Genomic DNA, 14,761 nt, shown 5'->3' with positions numbered 1-14,761 from the left:
GGAGCAGGGACCCATAACCACCGCTCTTGATTGTTGTACTGAGCTGGGGCCCCAGCTCAGCTAAACCACAAACGCCTGTGGTTATGGGTCCGGGTCGCGCTTCGCTTGCCCGGGACGACAGCGTTTAATTCGGCGAGAGCGTTACTTCGCGGCGTGCGCGCCGCCCTTGCCGCCACCCACGATCACGCCCGCGGCCTTCTCGATCGGCTTGATCGCCGCGGTGAAGTCCGACTCCGGCCCTTCTTCGCGGATGATCACTTCCCAGAGCCGGCCGACCGCTTCGGCGACCTCCATCGAAAGCCCGAGCGAGCGCATCTCCTCGACCGCGAGCCGCACGTCCTTCACCATCAACCCGGTGGCGAAGCCGAAATCGAAGCTGCGCGGCAAGACCGAACGCGGAAACTTGTCGCGGCTTGCGGTGTTCAGCCCCGAGCCCGCGTTGATGACGTCAATCATCACGGCTGGATCGAGCCCGGACTTCACGCCCATCACCACCGCTTCGGAGGTCGCGACCATCGCGGTCGCCGACAGGAAGTTGTTGGCGAGCTTCATGGTCTGGCCGGAGCCCGGCTTGGTGCCGATGAAGAACACCTTGCCGATCACGTCGAGCGCGCTCTTCACCAGCTCGAAATCGGCGCGCGGGCCCGACACCATCACCGCCAGCGTGCCCTTCTCGGCGCCGGAGACGCCGCCGGACACCGGGCTGTCGATCTGCACGATGTTCTTTTTCGCCAGCAGGTCGTGGATCTTCACCGCCATCTGCGAGCCGACGGTGGAGAGATCGATGAAGCGCTTGACGCGCTTGCCCTCGATCACGCCGCCCGCGCCGGTCGCGACCTCGAGCGAGGCCTGCAGCGAGGGCAGGCTCGCCATCACGGTCTCGACGCGGTCGGCGATGTCCTTGGGCGAGGTCGCGGCCGCGGCGCCGAGCGCGACCAGCTTGTCGAGCGCGTCCTTGCTTGTGTCGAACACGGTGAGCTTGTGGCCGGCCTCGATCAGCCGGCGCGCCATCGGGAAGCCCATCTTCCCGAGGCCGATGAATCCGATTTCCATGGTGTTTCCTTTTCTTCGTTGTTGCGAGGAGAGCCAGCAAAGCCACCCCACCCTCGCTGTCGTCCTGGCGAAAGCCAGGACCCATTACCCCAGGATCAGATTGTTTTGTTCAGCTGGGGCCACAGCCGTCGTAGCGGCAACGTGCTGTGGTTGATGGTGTGGACGGCCCCCTACGGCATCAGTGTGCCAGAATGAGGTTGTCTAGATCTCATACATGGGAGCCGTCCGTGAACCAGATTATCCGCATTGGGATTGACACGTCGAAGTATATTTTTGTGTTGCATGGGGTTGATGCGAGGGAGCAGGTGGCGCTGCGCAAGCTGTCGCGCAAACAGGTGCTGGGGTTCTTCGCCAAATTGCCGCCGACCGTGATCGGGATGGAGGCATGCGGGGCTTCGCAACATTGGGCGCGTGAGCTTTCCAAGCTCGGTCACGAGGTGAAGCTGATGGCACCGCAATTGGTTAAACCCTACGTGATGCGGAACAAGAATGACGGGCGGGATGCAGAAGGTCTGTGTGAAGCGATGAGCCGGCCGAGCATGCGCTTCGTGCCGGTGAAGACGGCCGAGCAGCAGGCTGCGCTGATGCTGATGGGTGTTCGCGACGGATTGATCGTCCGGCGCACCCAGCTGATCAATACGATACGCGGCCATGCGGCGGAGTATGGCCTGATCGCGCCCAAGGGGCTGGACGCGATCGAACCACTGCTGGCGCGGATCGCCCAGGACGAGACGCTTCCCGTTCTGGCGCGCGAACTGTTTGTGGTGCTGGGCCGGGAGCGCATCAGGCTCGAGGGTGAGTTGGAGGGGGTTGAGGCCAAACTGATGGCCTGGCACCGCGCCGATGCCACGGGCCGGCGCTTGGCTGAGATCCCCTCGGTCGGTCCGATCGTTGCAACCGCGCTGGTGATGAAGACACCTGATCCGCGCGCGTTCCGTTCTGGTCGTCATTTTGCGGCCTGGCTGGGATTGACACCCAAGGACCACTCCACCGCTGGCAAGACCAGGCTTGGCAAGATCACGCGGGCCGGCGATGAGGACCTGCGCCGTCTGCTGGTGGTCGGGGCCACAGCGGTGATCCAGCAGGCCGGGCGGGGACGCGGTCATCACTCGCGCTGGCTGCTGGCGCTGATCAAGCGCAAGCCGCCGAAGCTTGCGGCCGTGGCGCTCGCCAACAAAGTGGCCCGTATCGCCTGGAAGCTGATGGCGACGGGCGAGAGTTACGAGGCGGCACGGATCAATCCCATGACAGCCGCCGCCTAATCGATTGGCCGGCGGGCTCACCCGCCGACCGACCGGAGCTGCAAGAGCAGATGGAGCGATCGATCGAGCAACGATGCGAGACAGTCCGCAGGACCCATCGGCCGCCAACAGGTCGCGTGGTTGTTTGGAACTCGCATCGCGCAAACCATCTTGGCCAGCGATCCATTCGATCGCACTCAACAGGCCGGACATATGGATGCAAGCGATCCGATCTCACCAAACAGCTCTTGTGCCACGGGGGCCGTCCACATATGGGTCCTGGCTTGCGCCAGGACGACGTTGGGGATGGATACTCGCCTCAGGCCTTATCGAGCTCGGCGAACACCTCGCGCGCGATGCGGAAGCTGTCGACGCCGGCGGGGATGCCGGCATAGATCGAGACCTGCATGAAGATCTCGCGGATCTCGTCGCGGGACACGCCGTTGGTCAGCGCGCCCTTGATGTGCGCCTTCAATTCGTGCGGCCGGTTCAGGATCGAGATCATGGCGAGGTTGAGCATGCTGCGGGTCTTGCGCGGCAGCTCCTCGCGGCCCCAGACCGCGCCCCAGCAATATTCGGTGACCAGTTCCTGGAACGGCTTGTTGAAGCTGTCGGAGTTCTTCAGCGCATTGTTGACATAGGCCTCGCCGAGCACCGCCTTGCGGATTTCGAGCCCCTTGTCGTGTGTTTTTTGGTCCATATCGTTTCCTCATGCGTTAAGGCGTTGGTTCGGGCCGGGAAGTTACGGGGTCGAGCCGCCGCAGTCACGCCTTCGTGTTATGCGTATTTCCCGGTGTGGGTTACGCCCCGGAACGGGTGCCTCAAAGCTGCCGCTGTGCTAGGCTGACCTGCCGGCTACCCCGGAGATTTTATTGAGCGGAGCCAACATCGACCCGTCCGACAACGCCTCACGCGCCGTCCGCGACAGCGATGCGATCGCGCGGCTGAAACTGACTGAGGCGCTGCAGCGGGCAAGATTTGCGATTGCGTGGGAACGGTCGTGGCCGCATCTGGCGCGGTTCCTGACGGTCGTGGGTCTGTTCCTGGTCGCGTCCTGGGCCGGGCTGTGGCTGGTGCTGCCGTTTGTCGCACGCGTCGCCGGCGCCGGCCTGTTCGCGATCGCCGCCCTCGCGATGCTGTTGCCGCTGCTGCGCTTCCGCTGGCCGAGCCGCGAGGAGGGCCTGAGCCGGCTCGACCGCGGCGCCGGCATCCCGCATCGCCCGGCGACCACGCTCTCCGATACGCTCACCAACAAGGATCCGTTCGCGCTGGCGCTGTGGCAGGCGCAGCGCGAGCGCACGCTGGCCTCGATCAAGCGCATCCGCGCCGGGCTGCCGCGGCCGCGCGTCTCGCTGCATGACCCCTGGGCGCTGCGCGCGCTGGTCATCGTGATGCTGATCGCAACCTATGTCGCCGCCGGCGACGAGCGCGGCCTGCGGGTTGCCTCCGCGTTCGACTGGAACGGCATCATGGCGCCGCCCAATGTCCGGGTCGATGCCTGGGTGACGCCGCCGAACTACACCGGCAAGCCGCCGATCATCCTGTCGAACGCCAACAAGGACGCCGCCGCGGCCGACAATGCCCCGCTCGCGGTTCCGGCCGGCAGCACGCTTTTGGTGCGCTACAGCGGCGGCACCATCGACGTTGTCGTCGGTGGCGGCCTCACCGAGGTCGCGCCGGACGGGCAGGCGCCCAAGGGCACCAATGAGCGGCACTTCAAGATCGCCGCCGACGGCACCGCGCATGTCCGCGCGCCGGCCGGCCAGCCGCAGTGGAAATTCACCGCGACGCCGGACCGCCCGCCGTCGATCGCGCTCGCCAAGGATCCGGAGCGGCAGGCGCGCGGTTCGCTGCAGATGTCCTACCGGCTCGAGGACGATTACGGCGTCAGAGAAGCACGCGCGCAGTTCGCGGCGCGGCCAAGCGATGCGCCCAAGGATGGCGCCAAGGATGCTGCTAAGGATGCCGACGGCAAGGCGGCGCAGCCGCGTCCGCTGTTCGAGCCGCCGCAATTCGCGCTGGTGCTGCCCAACGCGCGCACCCGCAACGGCGTCGGCCAGACCGTCAAGGATCTCAGCGAAGACCCCTATGCCGGCGCCGACGTCACGCTGACGCTGACGGCCAAGGACGAGGCCGGCAATGAGGGCAAGAGCGAGCCGTTCAACATGCGGCTGCCCGAGCGGCTGTTCACCAAGCCGCTGGCGCGCGCGCTGATCGAGCAGCGCCGCATCCTGGCGCTCGACGCCAACCAGAACGGCCAGGTGTTCGCCGCGCTCGAGGCGCTGATGATCGCGCCGGAAATGTTCATGCCGGAGACCGGCTATTATCTTGGCCTCCATACCGTCAGCCGCCAGCTCGAGGCGGCACGCACCGACGATCAGCTGCGCGGGGGCGTGGCCAGCCTGTGGGCGCTCGCCGTCACCATCGAGGACGGCAACATCTCCGACGTCGACAAGGCGCTGCGCGCGGCGCAGGACGCGCTGAAGCAGGCGCTGGACCGCGGCGCGACCGACGAGGAAATCAAGAAGCTCACCGACAATCTGCGCGCGGCGCTGGACAATTTCCTGCGCCAGCTCACCGAGCAGTTCCGCAACAATCCGCAGCAGCTCGCCCGGCCGCTCGATCCCAATGCCAAGGTGTTGAGCCAGCAGGATCTCAAGAACATGCTCGACCGCATGGAGCGGCTGTCGCGTTCCGGCGACAAGGATGCGGCGCGGCAACTGCTCGAGCAGATGCAGCAGATGCTGGAAAATCTGCAGATGGCGCAGCCCAATCAGGGCGACGACGACATGCAGCAGTCGCTCAACGAGCTCGGCGACATGATCCGCAAGCAGCAGCAGTTGCGCGACAAGACCTTCAAGCAGGGCCAGGATTCCCGCCGCGACCGCATGCGCGGCAAGCAGGGCGAGCAGTCGATGGGCGACCTGCAGCAGGATCAGCAGGCGCTGCGCGACCGGCTGAAGAAGCTGCAGGAAGAGCTCGCCAAGCGCGGCATGGGTCCGGATCAGCGCGGCCAGAAGGGCCAGGGTCAGAAGGGCGACCAGGCCCAGCAGGGCGACCAAGGCGATCAGGGCGATGACGGCGACGGGCTCGACCAGGCCGACTCCGCGATGGGCGATGCCTCCGGCCGGCTCGGCGAGGGCAATGCCGACGGCGCGGTGGATTCGCAAGGGCGCGCGCTCGATGCGCTGCGCAAGGGCGCGCAGAGCCTTGCCGACGCCATGCAGCAGGGCGATGGCGACCAGCCCGGCGACGGCCCCGGCAACCGCGCCGGCCGCCAGCAGAGCGGCGGCAACCAGACCGATCCGCTCGGCCGTCCGTTGCACGGCCGCGAATTCGGCGACGACTACACGGTGAAGATCCCCGGCGAGATCGACGTCCAGCGCGTCCGCCGCATCCTCGAAGAACTGCGCCGCCGCCTCGCCGATCCGTCACGGCCGCAGCTCGAGCTCGACTACATCGAGCGGCTGCTGAAGGATTATTGATCTCTCCGCGCCTTCCACTGTCATCGCCCGGCTCGACCGGGCGATCCAGTATTCCAGAGACGTCAGCGATCGAATCGAGAAGCCGCGGCGTACTGGATGCCCCGCCTTCGCGGGGCATGACGAGGTTGTGTGCGGGGGTTGCTTTGCGCGCAATGATGGCGTGCGAATATCCGTCTCCGCACACACCTCGTCATGCGCGGGCTTGACCCGCGCATCCATCAAGCTTCGCAAGACTCATTTTGAAGATGGATTGCCGGGGCAAGCCCGGCAATGACGGCTAGCTGGCCTTCCGCGCCGCCAGCGCATCCGCTACCGCAGTGCGGATATCGGCGATCGAGAACGGTTTCGTAACCACATCATGCACGATCGCCTCGAGGCCGGAGGCACGCTCGCGCTGATGGGCGAAGCCGGTCATCAGCAGGATCTTCAGCTCCGGGAAGTCGCGCGCCGCGGTCAGCGCCAGCGCGATGCCGTCCATCACCGGCATCTGGATATCGGTGAGCAGGAGGTCGAACGCGCCTTCATCGCGCGTCAGCATCTCCAGCGCCTCGGCGCCGTCCTGCGCGGTCACGGTCTCGTGGCCGTCCATGGCGATGGCGCGCGCCACCAGCGAGCGCATCGAGTCTTCGTCGTCGGCGATCAGAACACGCGTCATGGTGATGGGTCGGTTTCCGAGAGTGTTTGCCGGCGGCTCAGGCGCGGCCGCCGGTGAGGTCATGCTTGTTGAAGAAGCGTACGTCGATATTGCGGCCTTCGGGCGGCGGCGAGGCGAGGCGCGACTTGAAGAAGGCGCGCTCGCCGGGATTGAGCACCGGCTGCTCCAGCACCGCATTCCAGGCATAGATTTCCGCGCCCTGCGCGTCGCGGACCGAGAAGCGCAGCCGCGGCAATTCGACCGGCTTCCTGGTCTGGCCGACGATCATGCCCTCGATCACCAGCACCGGCTTGCCGTCCACGGTCTCGTTGGTGATCTTGAGGTCCTTGAAGGCGAGCCCGCGCAGATTCATGTCGAGCCCGACCATCTTGTAGAACAGGGCGGTTTGCGGCAGCAGGCGCACGACGTCGTTGCGCCAGACGAACAGCGCGATGATCAGCGCGGCCATGGCGCCGCAGGTGGTCGGCAGGGCGCCGATCACAGGCATGAAGGGAATTCGGGGCAGCGAGGGCAGCCGGAAGAGCCGGGGAAGCCGCGGCAGGCGGAAGCGGCGCTTGGTTCCGGTCACCTCCTGGCCGTCGGCATGGGCAGCGGCATCCGCCGCGGCGACTGCCGGCCACGCGGTGGCGTCGCTCTCGCTGGGCAAATCGGCCGAAATCGAGGGGCTTTCGACCACCGGGGTCTCGTCAGCCTCCTCCCGGCCCATCGCGTCCCATTCGGCGGCGAGATCGGAGCCTGCGGACTGATGGGCCAAGGCGGGCGCCGTCACTCCGACGGCGTCCTCCGGTCGGGCCAGCCAGACCTCCCGGCAGCGGGAACAGCGGACGCTGCGCCCGGCCTCCCCCAGGGTGGCCGGATTGATGGCATAGGATGTTGTACAATGCGGGCAAACGATATGCATGGAGCCGAATCTCCACCGTGTGGTATGCCCGGATGCTACTGAGCGACCGTTAACGAATCGGAAACCATAACCGACGCACAACCTTTCTGTGCGGTTCGCGGCCGGTCGGCCGGCAGTATGGGGTATTCGGCCATCGGCCCTCTCGAACGGAGCTAGCGCATTGGTTCGGTTCGAAAATGTCGGTTTGCGCTACGGGCTCGGCCCGGAGATTTTGCGGGACCTGTCGTTCATGATCCCGGCGCATTCGTTCCAGTTCCTGACCGGCCCGTCCGGCGCCGGCAAGACCTCGCTGCTGCGGCTGTTGTTCCTGTCGCTGCGGCCGACCCGCGGGCTGGTCAATCTGTTCGGCAAGGACGTCTCCCTGTTGAGCAAGGACCAGGTCGCCGACCTGCGCAAACGGATCGGCATCGTACTGCAGGATTTCCGCCTGCTCGACCATATGACGACCTACGAGAATGTCGCGCTGCCGTTCCGGGTGATGGGCCGCGACGAATCGAGCTATCGCCGCGAGGTGATCGACCTCCTGAAATGGGTCGGCCTTGGCGAGCGCATGGATGCGCTGCCGCCGATCCTGTCGGGCGGCGAGAAGCAGCGCGCGGCGATCGCGCGCGCGGTGATCTCGCGGCCGCAATTGCTGCTGGCGGACGAGCCGACCGGCAGCGTCGATCCGACGCTCGGGCGCCGCCTGTTGCGGCTGTTCATCGAGCTCAACAAATCGGGCACCGCTGTTATCATCGCGACCCACGACATCACGCTGATGGATCAATACGAGGCGCGGCGGCTGGTGCTGCATCAGGGACGGCTGCACATCTATGAATAGGAGCGGCGACGAGAAAGTGTCGTTGGTCGATCTCGGGCGCGAGCGCCCGCAGGTCCCGGCCACGGCGCGCAACATGTCGCCGATCGTGCCGCGCGCCTCGATCTCGGGCCGCGCGCTGGTCGCGGTGGTCGCGATCATGACCTTCCTCGCCTCGCTGACGACCGGCACCGTTCTCTTGGTCAGTGCGTCCGCGGCCGAATGGCAGTCCGAAGTGTCGAGCGAGATCACCATCCAGGTGCGCCCCTCACCGGGCCGCGACCTCGATCGCGACGCGCAGGCGGCTGCGGATGCGATGCGGGCGCAGTCCGGCATTCTCGAGGTCCGGCCGTTCAGCAAGGAGGAATCCGCCAAACTGCTGGAGCCGTGGCTCGGCAGCGGGCTCTCGATCGAAGAGCTGCCGGTGCCGCGCGTCATCGTGGCGCGGGTGCAGCCCGGTACCACGCTCGATCTCGCCGCGCTGCGCGCGCGGGTGACGCAGGTGGCGCCGACCGCAAGCGTCGACGATCACCGCGCCTGGATCGAGCGCATGCGCTCGATGACCGGCGCCACGGTGTTTGCCGGCGTCGGCATCCTCATCCTCGTGATCATCGCCACCATCATCTCGGTGTCGTTTGCGACCCGCGGCGCGATGGCGTCCAACCGTCCGATCGTCGAGGTGCTGCATTTCGTCGGCGCCGGCGACAGCTACATCGCCAACCGCTTCCTGCGGCATTTCCTTCGGCTCGGCCTTGAAGGCGGGTTGATCGGCGGCGGTGCGGCGATGCTGGCGTTCGGCTTCTCCGAGTCGATCGCCAACTGGTTCTCCGGCACGCCGGTGGGCGACCAGTTCGCGGCGCTGCTCGGCACGTTCTCGCTGCGCCCGTCGGGCTATCTGGTGCTGGCGATGCAGGCGGTGCTGATCGCGGCGATCACCGCCTGGGCGTCGCGGCGCACATTGTTTGCCACGCTCGACGACATCGATTGACGGCGCACGACAGCGCAACCATGAGGTCAGTCGCGTGATCGCATTTCGCCGCCAGAGTGTGATCCCGCGCGTATTCGCGCAGCCGTCGTCACGGCAAAACCGGGTTTCCACTTTTCCAGTTCATGCATTAAAATCGCCCGGGGGGAAGGGTAACCGCATCACATGAGTTTGCAGTCCGACGATACGTCGCCGAATGGCTATGCCGCGCCTCCGCGCGGCTGGCTGCGCGCCGTCATCGTCGTGCCGCTGGCGCTTGGCTTCGTTGCCGCGGCGGTGGGCTTTGTCGGCTTCCTCTCGCAATTGCGCGGCGTCGAGAGCGATCCGCCGCACAATGCCGACGGCATCGTGGTGCTGACCGGCGGCTCGTCGCGGGTGTCGGATGCGATGGAATTGCTCGCCGCGGGCTACGGCAAGCGGCTGTTGATCTCGGGCGTGCATCCGACCAACGACGCCGGCGACATCTCCCGCTCGGTGCCCGATAGTCGGGGGCTGATGAGCTGCTGCGTCGATCTCGACCGCTCGGCGGTCAACACCCGCAGCAATGCGGCGGAGACGCGGCGCTGGGCGCGCGAGCGCGGCTTCAAATCGCTGATCGTGGTGACCTCGAACTACCACATGCCGCGCGCGATCGTGGAACTGTCACATGCGATGCCCGACGTCACGCTGATCCCGTTCGCGGTCGTTGGCGACAAATGGCGCGACGAGCCGTGGTGGACCAGTGGCGGAACCTTCCGTCTCTTGCTATCGGAATACGCCAAATATGTCGCCGCGGAGGTCCGGGTGCGGCTCGCCGATATCGGCCTCGACCTGACCTCCGATCTCGCCGAGCCGGCAGCCGCACCGCGCCGTCCGGCGACGGCGCAGGCGAATTAGGATTAGGCATGATCCGGAAAAGTGCGGAGCGGTTTTCCCTCGCGACAAACGCGCAACGCGTTTGCGCGGAGATCATGCTCAAACAAGGACTGAAATGATCTTCCTGCGCTCGCTGATCTTCAACGTGCTGTTCTATCTGGTGCTGGTGGTGCTCTGCATCATCGCGCTGCCGGCGCTGCTGCTGCCGCGCGGCGCGATGATGGCACTCGAAGCCGCCTGGGCCAGCATCAGCCTGTTCCTGATGCGCGTGGTCTGCAACATCAAGATCGAGTTTCGCGGCGTCGAGAAGATTCCGAAGGGACCGCTGGTGATCGCCTCGAAGCACCAGTCGTTCTGGGAGACGTTTGCGCTGGTGCGCTTCTTCGACCATCCGTTGTTCATCCTCAAGCGCGAGCTGATGATGATCCCGGTGTTCGGCTGGTACCTCAAGAAGGTCGGCATGATCTCGGTCGAGCGTGGCGGCGGCCCGCGCTCACTGATCAAGACGCTGAAGCGCGCGGCGGCCGAGGTGAAGCTCGGCCGTCAGCTCGTGATCTTCCCGGAGGGCACGCGTACCGCGCCTGGGGCTGTGCCGAACTACAAGGCCGGCGTCGCGCAGATCTATGCCGAGAGCAGCGTGCCGTGCCTGCCGGTCGCGCTCAATTCCGGGCTGTTCTGGCCGCGCCGCACCTTCATGCGCTACCCCGGCACGCTGGTGGTCGAATTCCTCGATCCGCTGCCGCCGGGTTTGCCGCGCGACGAGTTCATGAGCCGCCTGCGCGACCAGATCGAGACCGCCACCAGCCGCCTCGTCGAGGCCGGCCGCGCCGAGCAGGCGCAATTGTTCGGCGGCGTGCCGAGCGAGGCGAAGGGTTAGGGCGGAAGCCTTTCCACAAATCGCCGTGCCCGAAGCCGTCGTCCCACGGCTTGGCCGCTCAATCTCCATCCCTATTGTTTCGGAAGATTGCCGGCCAACCGCCCTCTGTAACCATCGGTGGATCGCATCAACATTTTCCGAAACGTGAACGCGACAGTCGGAGATCTGTCACAGCAGTGTTGCGATCCGCCGCTTATGAGCAATCCATTTTGATCTTCAAAAAATGGGGGCTCTCGGATGTTCAAGACAATCTCCACACCACAAACAATCGGCCGGGCAATCGTCCGGCGCCTGATCGCGGGGACGGCTCTCTCACCGGTGCTGTTCGCAGTCCATCCGGCCTTTTCCCAGACGGCAGGCAATCCGCACGAATTGCTCGTCAGCGGCGCGCTCTACGCGGGCAAGCCGTCGACCGTCGCCGTGGGCCAGACCCTGCCGACCGGCGGGAAGGCGGTGGCTGACGGCACCTATCCGACGGTCTTCAACAATGTGGCTGTTGATTCGAACTTCGGCGTGACTGCGCCGGTCGTGATCAAGAAGTATCATCTGGAAGGCGATCGCCTTCGCGAAATCGGCGCGCTGACCGTGCCGGCGGACGTGGCGGTGACGAGCTTCAGCTCCAAGTCAGAATTGTCGCTTCACCTGTCGCCCGACGGCAAGGCTGTGACATTCATGGGCTACGACGCTGCGGTGAACGAGCTGGACGTTTCCAACTCCAATTCACCCAACCATGTCGATCCCACCAATCCGGACACCAGCGTGCATGCACGCGTGGTGGCGGAGCTCGGTTTTGACGGATCACTGCACCGGACCAAGGTCAACGTTTACAGCGGCGACAATGGCCGCGGCGCGATCCGCGCCAACAAGGTCAATGGCACCCAGGCCGACCAGTATTTCACGGTCGGCAATGCCGGTAACGGCAGCGGCATCCAGCCGGTGCTGATCGTCAATGACACCGGCGTTCAACTCGCGACGCCGGGCAGCGATGGTTCTGACACTGTGGTTGGCGTGCAGCAGGGAACGCCCGGCAGCAAGAACGGCTTTCAGTTCGGCTTCTCCGTCGGCCAGCTAGGCTTTGCCGCGGACAAGTCCGGCAAGGACGACAATTTCCGCGGCCTTGCGATCTCTGACAACACGCTCTACGTAACCAAGGGCAGCGGTAGCAACGGCATCAACACGGTCTATCAGGTCGGCGCGCCGGGAGTTCTCCCGACCCGGGATGCGGCCGCCGCGACGGCGTTCAGCATTCTTCCGGGTTTCCCGAGCAATCCTTCGGTGAACTCCGGCGCGAACGGCTTCTATCCGTTCGGCATCTGGTTTGCCAATGCGACGACGCTTTATGTCGCCCAGGAGGGCGACGGCAATCTGGCCGACGCGGCAACGTCGCCGACGGCGGGCCTTCAGAAATGGGTCTATGCGAACGGCAGCTGGAGCCTTGCTTATACGCTGCAGAAGGGGCTGAACCTCGGCACGGCCTATCATGTGAAGGGATATCCGACCGACCCGGCAACGGGCGGCCTGCGCAACATCACCGGCCGCGTGAACCGCAACGGCACGGCGACGATCTTCGCCGTGACGTCGACGGCGAGCAATTCGGTCGAGCCCGGCGCCGATCCGAATCTGGTGGCCGCCATCACGGACAAGGTGGCGGCGACGGCGCTGCCGGCGAATGAGGCCTTCGATGTCGTCGTGCCGCCGGCCTTCGGCATGGTCTATCGCGGTGTGTCGTTCGCTCCCGTCAATTGCGACGGCGATCATGGCCGGATGAAGGACCATGGCCGCGGCAATGACGACGGCAAAAACCTGCAGGACGATGTCTGCGGTCCAACCAGGATCGCGGCGGGTCACTGATCGTCCCCAGTGACCGGAGCTTTGCTGGCTGCGTGTGCAAGGCGGGCGACGCGGCCGGCGTCACCCGGGTCGGCAGTTACGAAGGAGCACAAGCGGCGGCTCAACCGCCGGCTTGTCGCTCGGCTAGCTCGGTAATCGGGCGGGATTGGCAACCATCCGGGTTCTGCTAGGCTGCAACAGTTCTTGTCATCAACAGCAACGCTGGTGAACGACGATGAAACTGGTTGCTGCGACGGCCGTCATCCTGATCTGGTCTTGCCTCCCGGCGACAGCGCAGCAACGCGCCGCCGCGCTCTACGCGCAACGCTGCGCGCAGTGCCACGACAGCGGCAACGCGGATAGTCGCGTGCCGAGCCGCGCCGCGTTGCAGGCAAAATCGTTCGACGAGGTTGTGGGTGCGATCACCACGGGCGCGATGGCATCCTTCGCGCAGGGGCTGACCGGTGACGAACGCGCGGCGATCGCCTCGCTCGTCACCGGCAAGGCCGCGTCGCATGCGTCGACCGAGAATGCGGGCCAATGCGCGCCGAGCGAGGCCGGCTTTCCGCAGCCGACCGATGGGCCAGGGTGGAATGGTTGGGGCGCGGATCTCAACAACAGCCGGTTTCAGCCGGCGGCAACGGCCGGCCTCACATCAGATGAAGTCCCCCGGTTACGTCTGAAATGGGCGTTCGGATTCCCGAACACGTCCACCGCCTTCGCTCAGCCGACCGTCGTCGGCGGCCTGCTGTTCGTCGGCGGCGGCGACCGCAAGGTGCACGCCCTCGACGCCAAAAGCGGATGCACCCGCTGGGTGTTTCCGACCGAGGCGGCGGTCCGGACCGCGATCAGTTTTGCCCCGCTGGACAACGGCCAGCCCGCCATCTTCTTTGGCGATCTGTTTGCCAACGTCTACGCCGTGAATGCTGTGACCGGCGCGCTGATCTGGAAGAGCAGGGCCGACGATCATCTGGCCGCCCGGATCACCGGCGCGCCAGTCTTCCATTCCGGCGTCGTCTATGTCGGGGTTTCATCGATCGAGGAGGCCACGGGGTCGCGGCCGACCTACCAATGCTGCACGTTTCGCGGCAGCGTCGTTGCACTGAAGGCCGAGACCGGCGCGCAGATCTGGAAGAGCTACACCATCCCTGAGGTGCCGCATCCGACCAAGACCAACGCCATCGGCACCCAGCTGTTTGGTCCGGCCGGAGCGTCGGTCTGGTCCGCGCCGACGATCGACGTGCAGCGCCAGGCGCTCTACGTCGCGACGTCGAACAGCTATGCCGATCCGGCGACCGACACCAGCGATGCCGTCCTCGCGTTCGATCTGGCGACCGGCCGGATGCTTTGGCATCAGCAGGCCACGCCCAGGGACAGCTTCGTCGTTGCGTGTTTCGGCGCCGACCAGACCAACTGTCCTGACAGCCGCGGACCCGATCATGACTTCGGCCAATCGCCCATCCTGGTGAGCTTGCGCAACGGACAACGCGCGCTGGTGATCGGCCAGAAATCCGGCGTGGTCCATGCACTGGATCCCGATCATGACGGCAAGATCCTGTGGCAGACGCGGATCGGCCAGGGCGGCCCGTTGGGCGGGACCGAGTGGGGCTCGGCTGCGGACCAGGACCGGATCTACGTCGCCAATTCGGACGTGCGGTTTCTAAGGGACGGCACGAGGCGTCTCAATTCAAGCGAAGGCGGCGGCCTGTTCGGACTGGATCTTGCGACCGGGAAGGTCACGATGCAGGTGGCGCCGGTCGCCTGCGGCGACCGCCCCCAGTGCAGCCCGGCGCTGTCGGCCGCGATCACCGTCATTCCCGGCGTCGTGTTCTCAGGCGGCGTGAGCGGCTTCTTGCGCGCCTATGCAACCGACGACGCTCGGCTGCTCTGGGAGATCGACACGGCCCGCGACTACACCACGATCAATGGCGTTGCGGCCCGTGGCGGTGCCATGGACGGACCCGGCCCGATCGTTGTGGATCACATGCTGTACGTCAATTCCGGCTACGCGCAGTGGAGCGGCTTGCCCGGCAATGTTCTGCTGGCCTTCGAGGTCGGCAATCCCTGACGAGCGCATAGAGCG

Annotated in this window: 12 protein-coding genes; 8 read left to right on the top strand and 4 right to left on the bottom strand. The window is 65.7% G+C overall.

All coding sequences use genetic code 11. The features are described from left to right. Window positions 1–141 precede the first annotated feature (141 nt). Window positions 142–1,053 (bottom strand): NAD(P)-dependent oxidoreductase, encoded by a 912-nt coding sequence (locus tag WDM24_RS37310; RefSeq protein ID WP_338829269.1) that lies wholly within the window; start codon window positions 1,051–1,053, stop codon window positions 142–144. Window positions 1,054–1,280: 227 nt separating this feature from the next. Here WDM24_RS37310 and WDM24_RS37305 point away from each other — a divergent pair, with 227 nt between their 5' ends. Further along, on the top strand, window positions 1,281–2,315 hold the full coding sequence (locus tag WDM24_RS37305; RefSeq protein WP_338829268.1) for an IS110 family transposase: 1,035 nt from the start codon (window positions 1,281–1,283) through the stop codon (window positions 2,313–2,315). A 298-nt stretch (window positions 2,316–2,613) separates the two neighbouring features. On the opposite strand, the gene WDM24_RS37300 is transcribed toward WDM24_RS37305, so the two are convergent. Then, window positions 2,614–2,994: a carboxymuconolactone decarboxylase family protein gene (locus tag WDM24_RS37300; protein WP_050629459.1), complete on the bottom strand. Its 381-nt coding sequence runs from the start codon at window positions 2,992–2,994 to the stop codon at window positions 2,614–2,616. A 172-nt stretch (window positions 2,995–3,166) separates the two neighbouring features. Here WDM24_RS37300 and WDM24_RS37295 point away from each other — a divergent pair, with 172 nt between their 5' ends. Then, window positions 3,167–5,779 (top strand): TIGR02302 family protein, encoded by a 2,613-nt coding sequence (locus WDM24_RS37295; protein WP_338829267.1) that lies wholly within the window; start codon window positions 3,167–3,169, stop codon window positions 5,777–5,779. Between the two features lie 277 nt (window positions 5,780–6,056). Here WDM24_RS37295 and WDM24_RS37290 read toward each other — a convergent pair whose 3' ends face one another. After that, window positions 6,057–6,434: a response regulator gene (locus WDM24_RS37290; protein ID WP_166299376.1), complete on the bottom strand. Its 378-nt coding sequence runs from the start codon at window positions 6,432–6,434 to the stop codon at window positions 6,057–6,059. A gap of 37 nt (window positions 6,435–6,471) precedes the next feature. Then, complete coding sequence (locus WDM24_RS37285; protein ID WP_338829266.1) at window positions 6,472–7,335, bottom strand: MJ0042-type zinc finger domain-containing protein; 864 nt, start codon at window positions 7,333–7,335, stop codon at window positions 6,472–6,474. Window positions 7,336–7,495: 160 nt separating this feature from the next. Here WDM24_RS37285 and ftsE point away from each other — a divergent pair, with 160 nt between their 5' ends. From ftsE to WDM24_RS37255, 6 genes are all read left to right on the top strand, one after another. Continuing rightward, window positions 7,496–8,155 carry a cell division ATP-binding protein FtsE gene (ftsE, locus tag WDM24_RS37280; RefSeq protein ID WP_029079730.1) on the top strand — a complete coding sequence of 220 codons (660 nt, stop codon included), beginning with the start codon at window positions 7,496–7,498 and terminating at the stop codon, window positions 8,153–8,155. Continuing rightward, window positions 8,148–9,119 (top strand): cell division protein FtsX, encoded by a 972-nt coding sequence (locus tag WDM24_RS37275; RefSeq protein WP_166299375.1) that lies wholly within the window; start codon window positions 8,148–8,150, stop codon window positions 9,117–9,119. The genes ftsE and WDM24_RS37275 overlap by 8 nt, the downstream gene beginning before the upstream one ends. A 162-nt stretch (window positions 9,120–9,281) precedes the next feature. Continuing rightward, window positions 9,282–9,992 (top strand): YdcF family protein, encoded by a 711-nt coding sequence (locus WDM24_RS37270; protein WP_338829265.1) that lies wholly within the window; start codon window positions 9,282–9,284, stop codon window positions 9,990–9,992. A gap of 94 nt (window positions 9,993–10,086) precedes the next feature. Continuing rightward, a complete protein-coding gene (locus WDM24_RS37265; RefSeq protein ID WP_338829264.1) occupies window positions 10,087–10,848 on the top strand; it encodes a lysophospholipid acyltransferase family protein in 762 nt (253 codons plus the stop codon). Between the two features lie 237 nt (window positions 10,849–11,085). Then, window positions 11,086–12,699 (top strand): hypothetical protein, encoded by a 1,614-nt coding sequence (locus WDM24_RS37260; RefSeq protein WP_338829263.1) that lies wholly within the window; start codon window positions 11,086–11,088, stop codon window positions 12,697–12,699. A gap of 214 nt (window positions 12,700–12,913) precedes the next feature. Beyond that, window positions 12,914–14,746, top strand: a complete 1,833-nt coding sequence (locus tag WDM24_RS37255; RefSeq protein WP_338829262.1) for a PQQ-binding-like beta-propeller repeat protein — start codon at window positions 12,914–12,916, stop codon at window positions 14,744–14,746. The last annotated feature ends 15 nt before the right edge of the window (window positions 14,747–14,761 follow it).

Source organism: Bradyrhizobium sp. 27S5, from assembly GCF_037217225.1.
Taxonomy (GTDB): Bacteria; Pseudomonadota; Alphaproteobacteria; order Rhizobiales; family Xanthobacteraceae; genus Bradyrhizobium; species Bradyrhizobium septentrionale.
This window is presented reverse-complemented; position numbering and strand designations above follow the sequence as displayed.

Excerpts from the sequence above, each read along its gene's own strand:
- WDM24_RS37310 (WP_338829269.1), bottom strand. The coding sequence starts at position 1,053 with ATGGAAATCGGATTCATCGGCCTCGGGAAGATGGGCTTCCCGATGGCG.
- WDM24_RS37300 (WP_050629459.1), bottom strand. The coding sequence starts at position 2,994 with ATGGACCAAAAAACACACGACAAGGGGCTCGAAATCCGCAAGGCGGTG.
- WDM24_RS37290 (WP_166299376.1), bottom strand. The coding sequence starts at position 6,434 with ATGACGCGTGTTCTGATCGCCGACGACGAAGACTCGATGCGCTCGCTG.
- WDM24_RS37285 (WP_338829266.1), bottom strand. The coding sequence starts at position 7,335 with ATGCATATCGTTTGCCCGCATTGTACAACATCCTATGCCATCAATCCG.
- WDM24_RS37275 (WP_166299375.1), top strand. The coding sequence starts at position 8,148 with ATGAATAGGAGCGGCGACGAGAAAGTGTCGTTGGTCGATCTCGGGCGC.
- WDM24_RS37270 (WP_338829265.1), top strand. The coding sequence starts at position 9,282 with ATGAGTTTGCAGTCCGACGATACGTCGCCGAATGGCTATGCCGCGCCT.
- WDM24_RS37265 (WP_338829264.1), top strand. The coding sequence starts at position 10,087 with ATGATCTTCCTGCGCTCGCTGATCTTCAACGTGCTGTTCTATCTGGTG.
- WDM24_RS37260 (WP_338829263.1), top strand. The coding sequence starts at position 11,086 with ATGTTCAAGACAATCTCCACACCACAAACAATCGGCCGGGCAATCGTC.
- WDM24_RS37255 (WP_338829262.1), top strand. The coding sequence starts at position 12,914 with ATGAAACTGGTTGCTGCGACGGCCGTCATCCTGATCTGGTCTTGCCTC.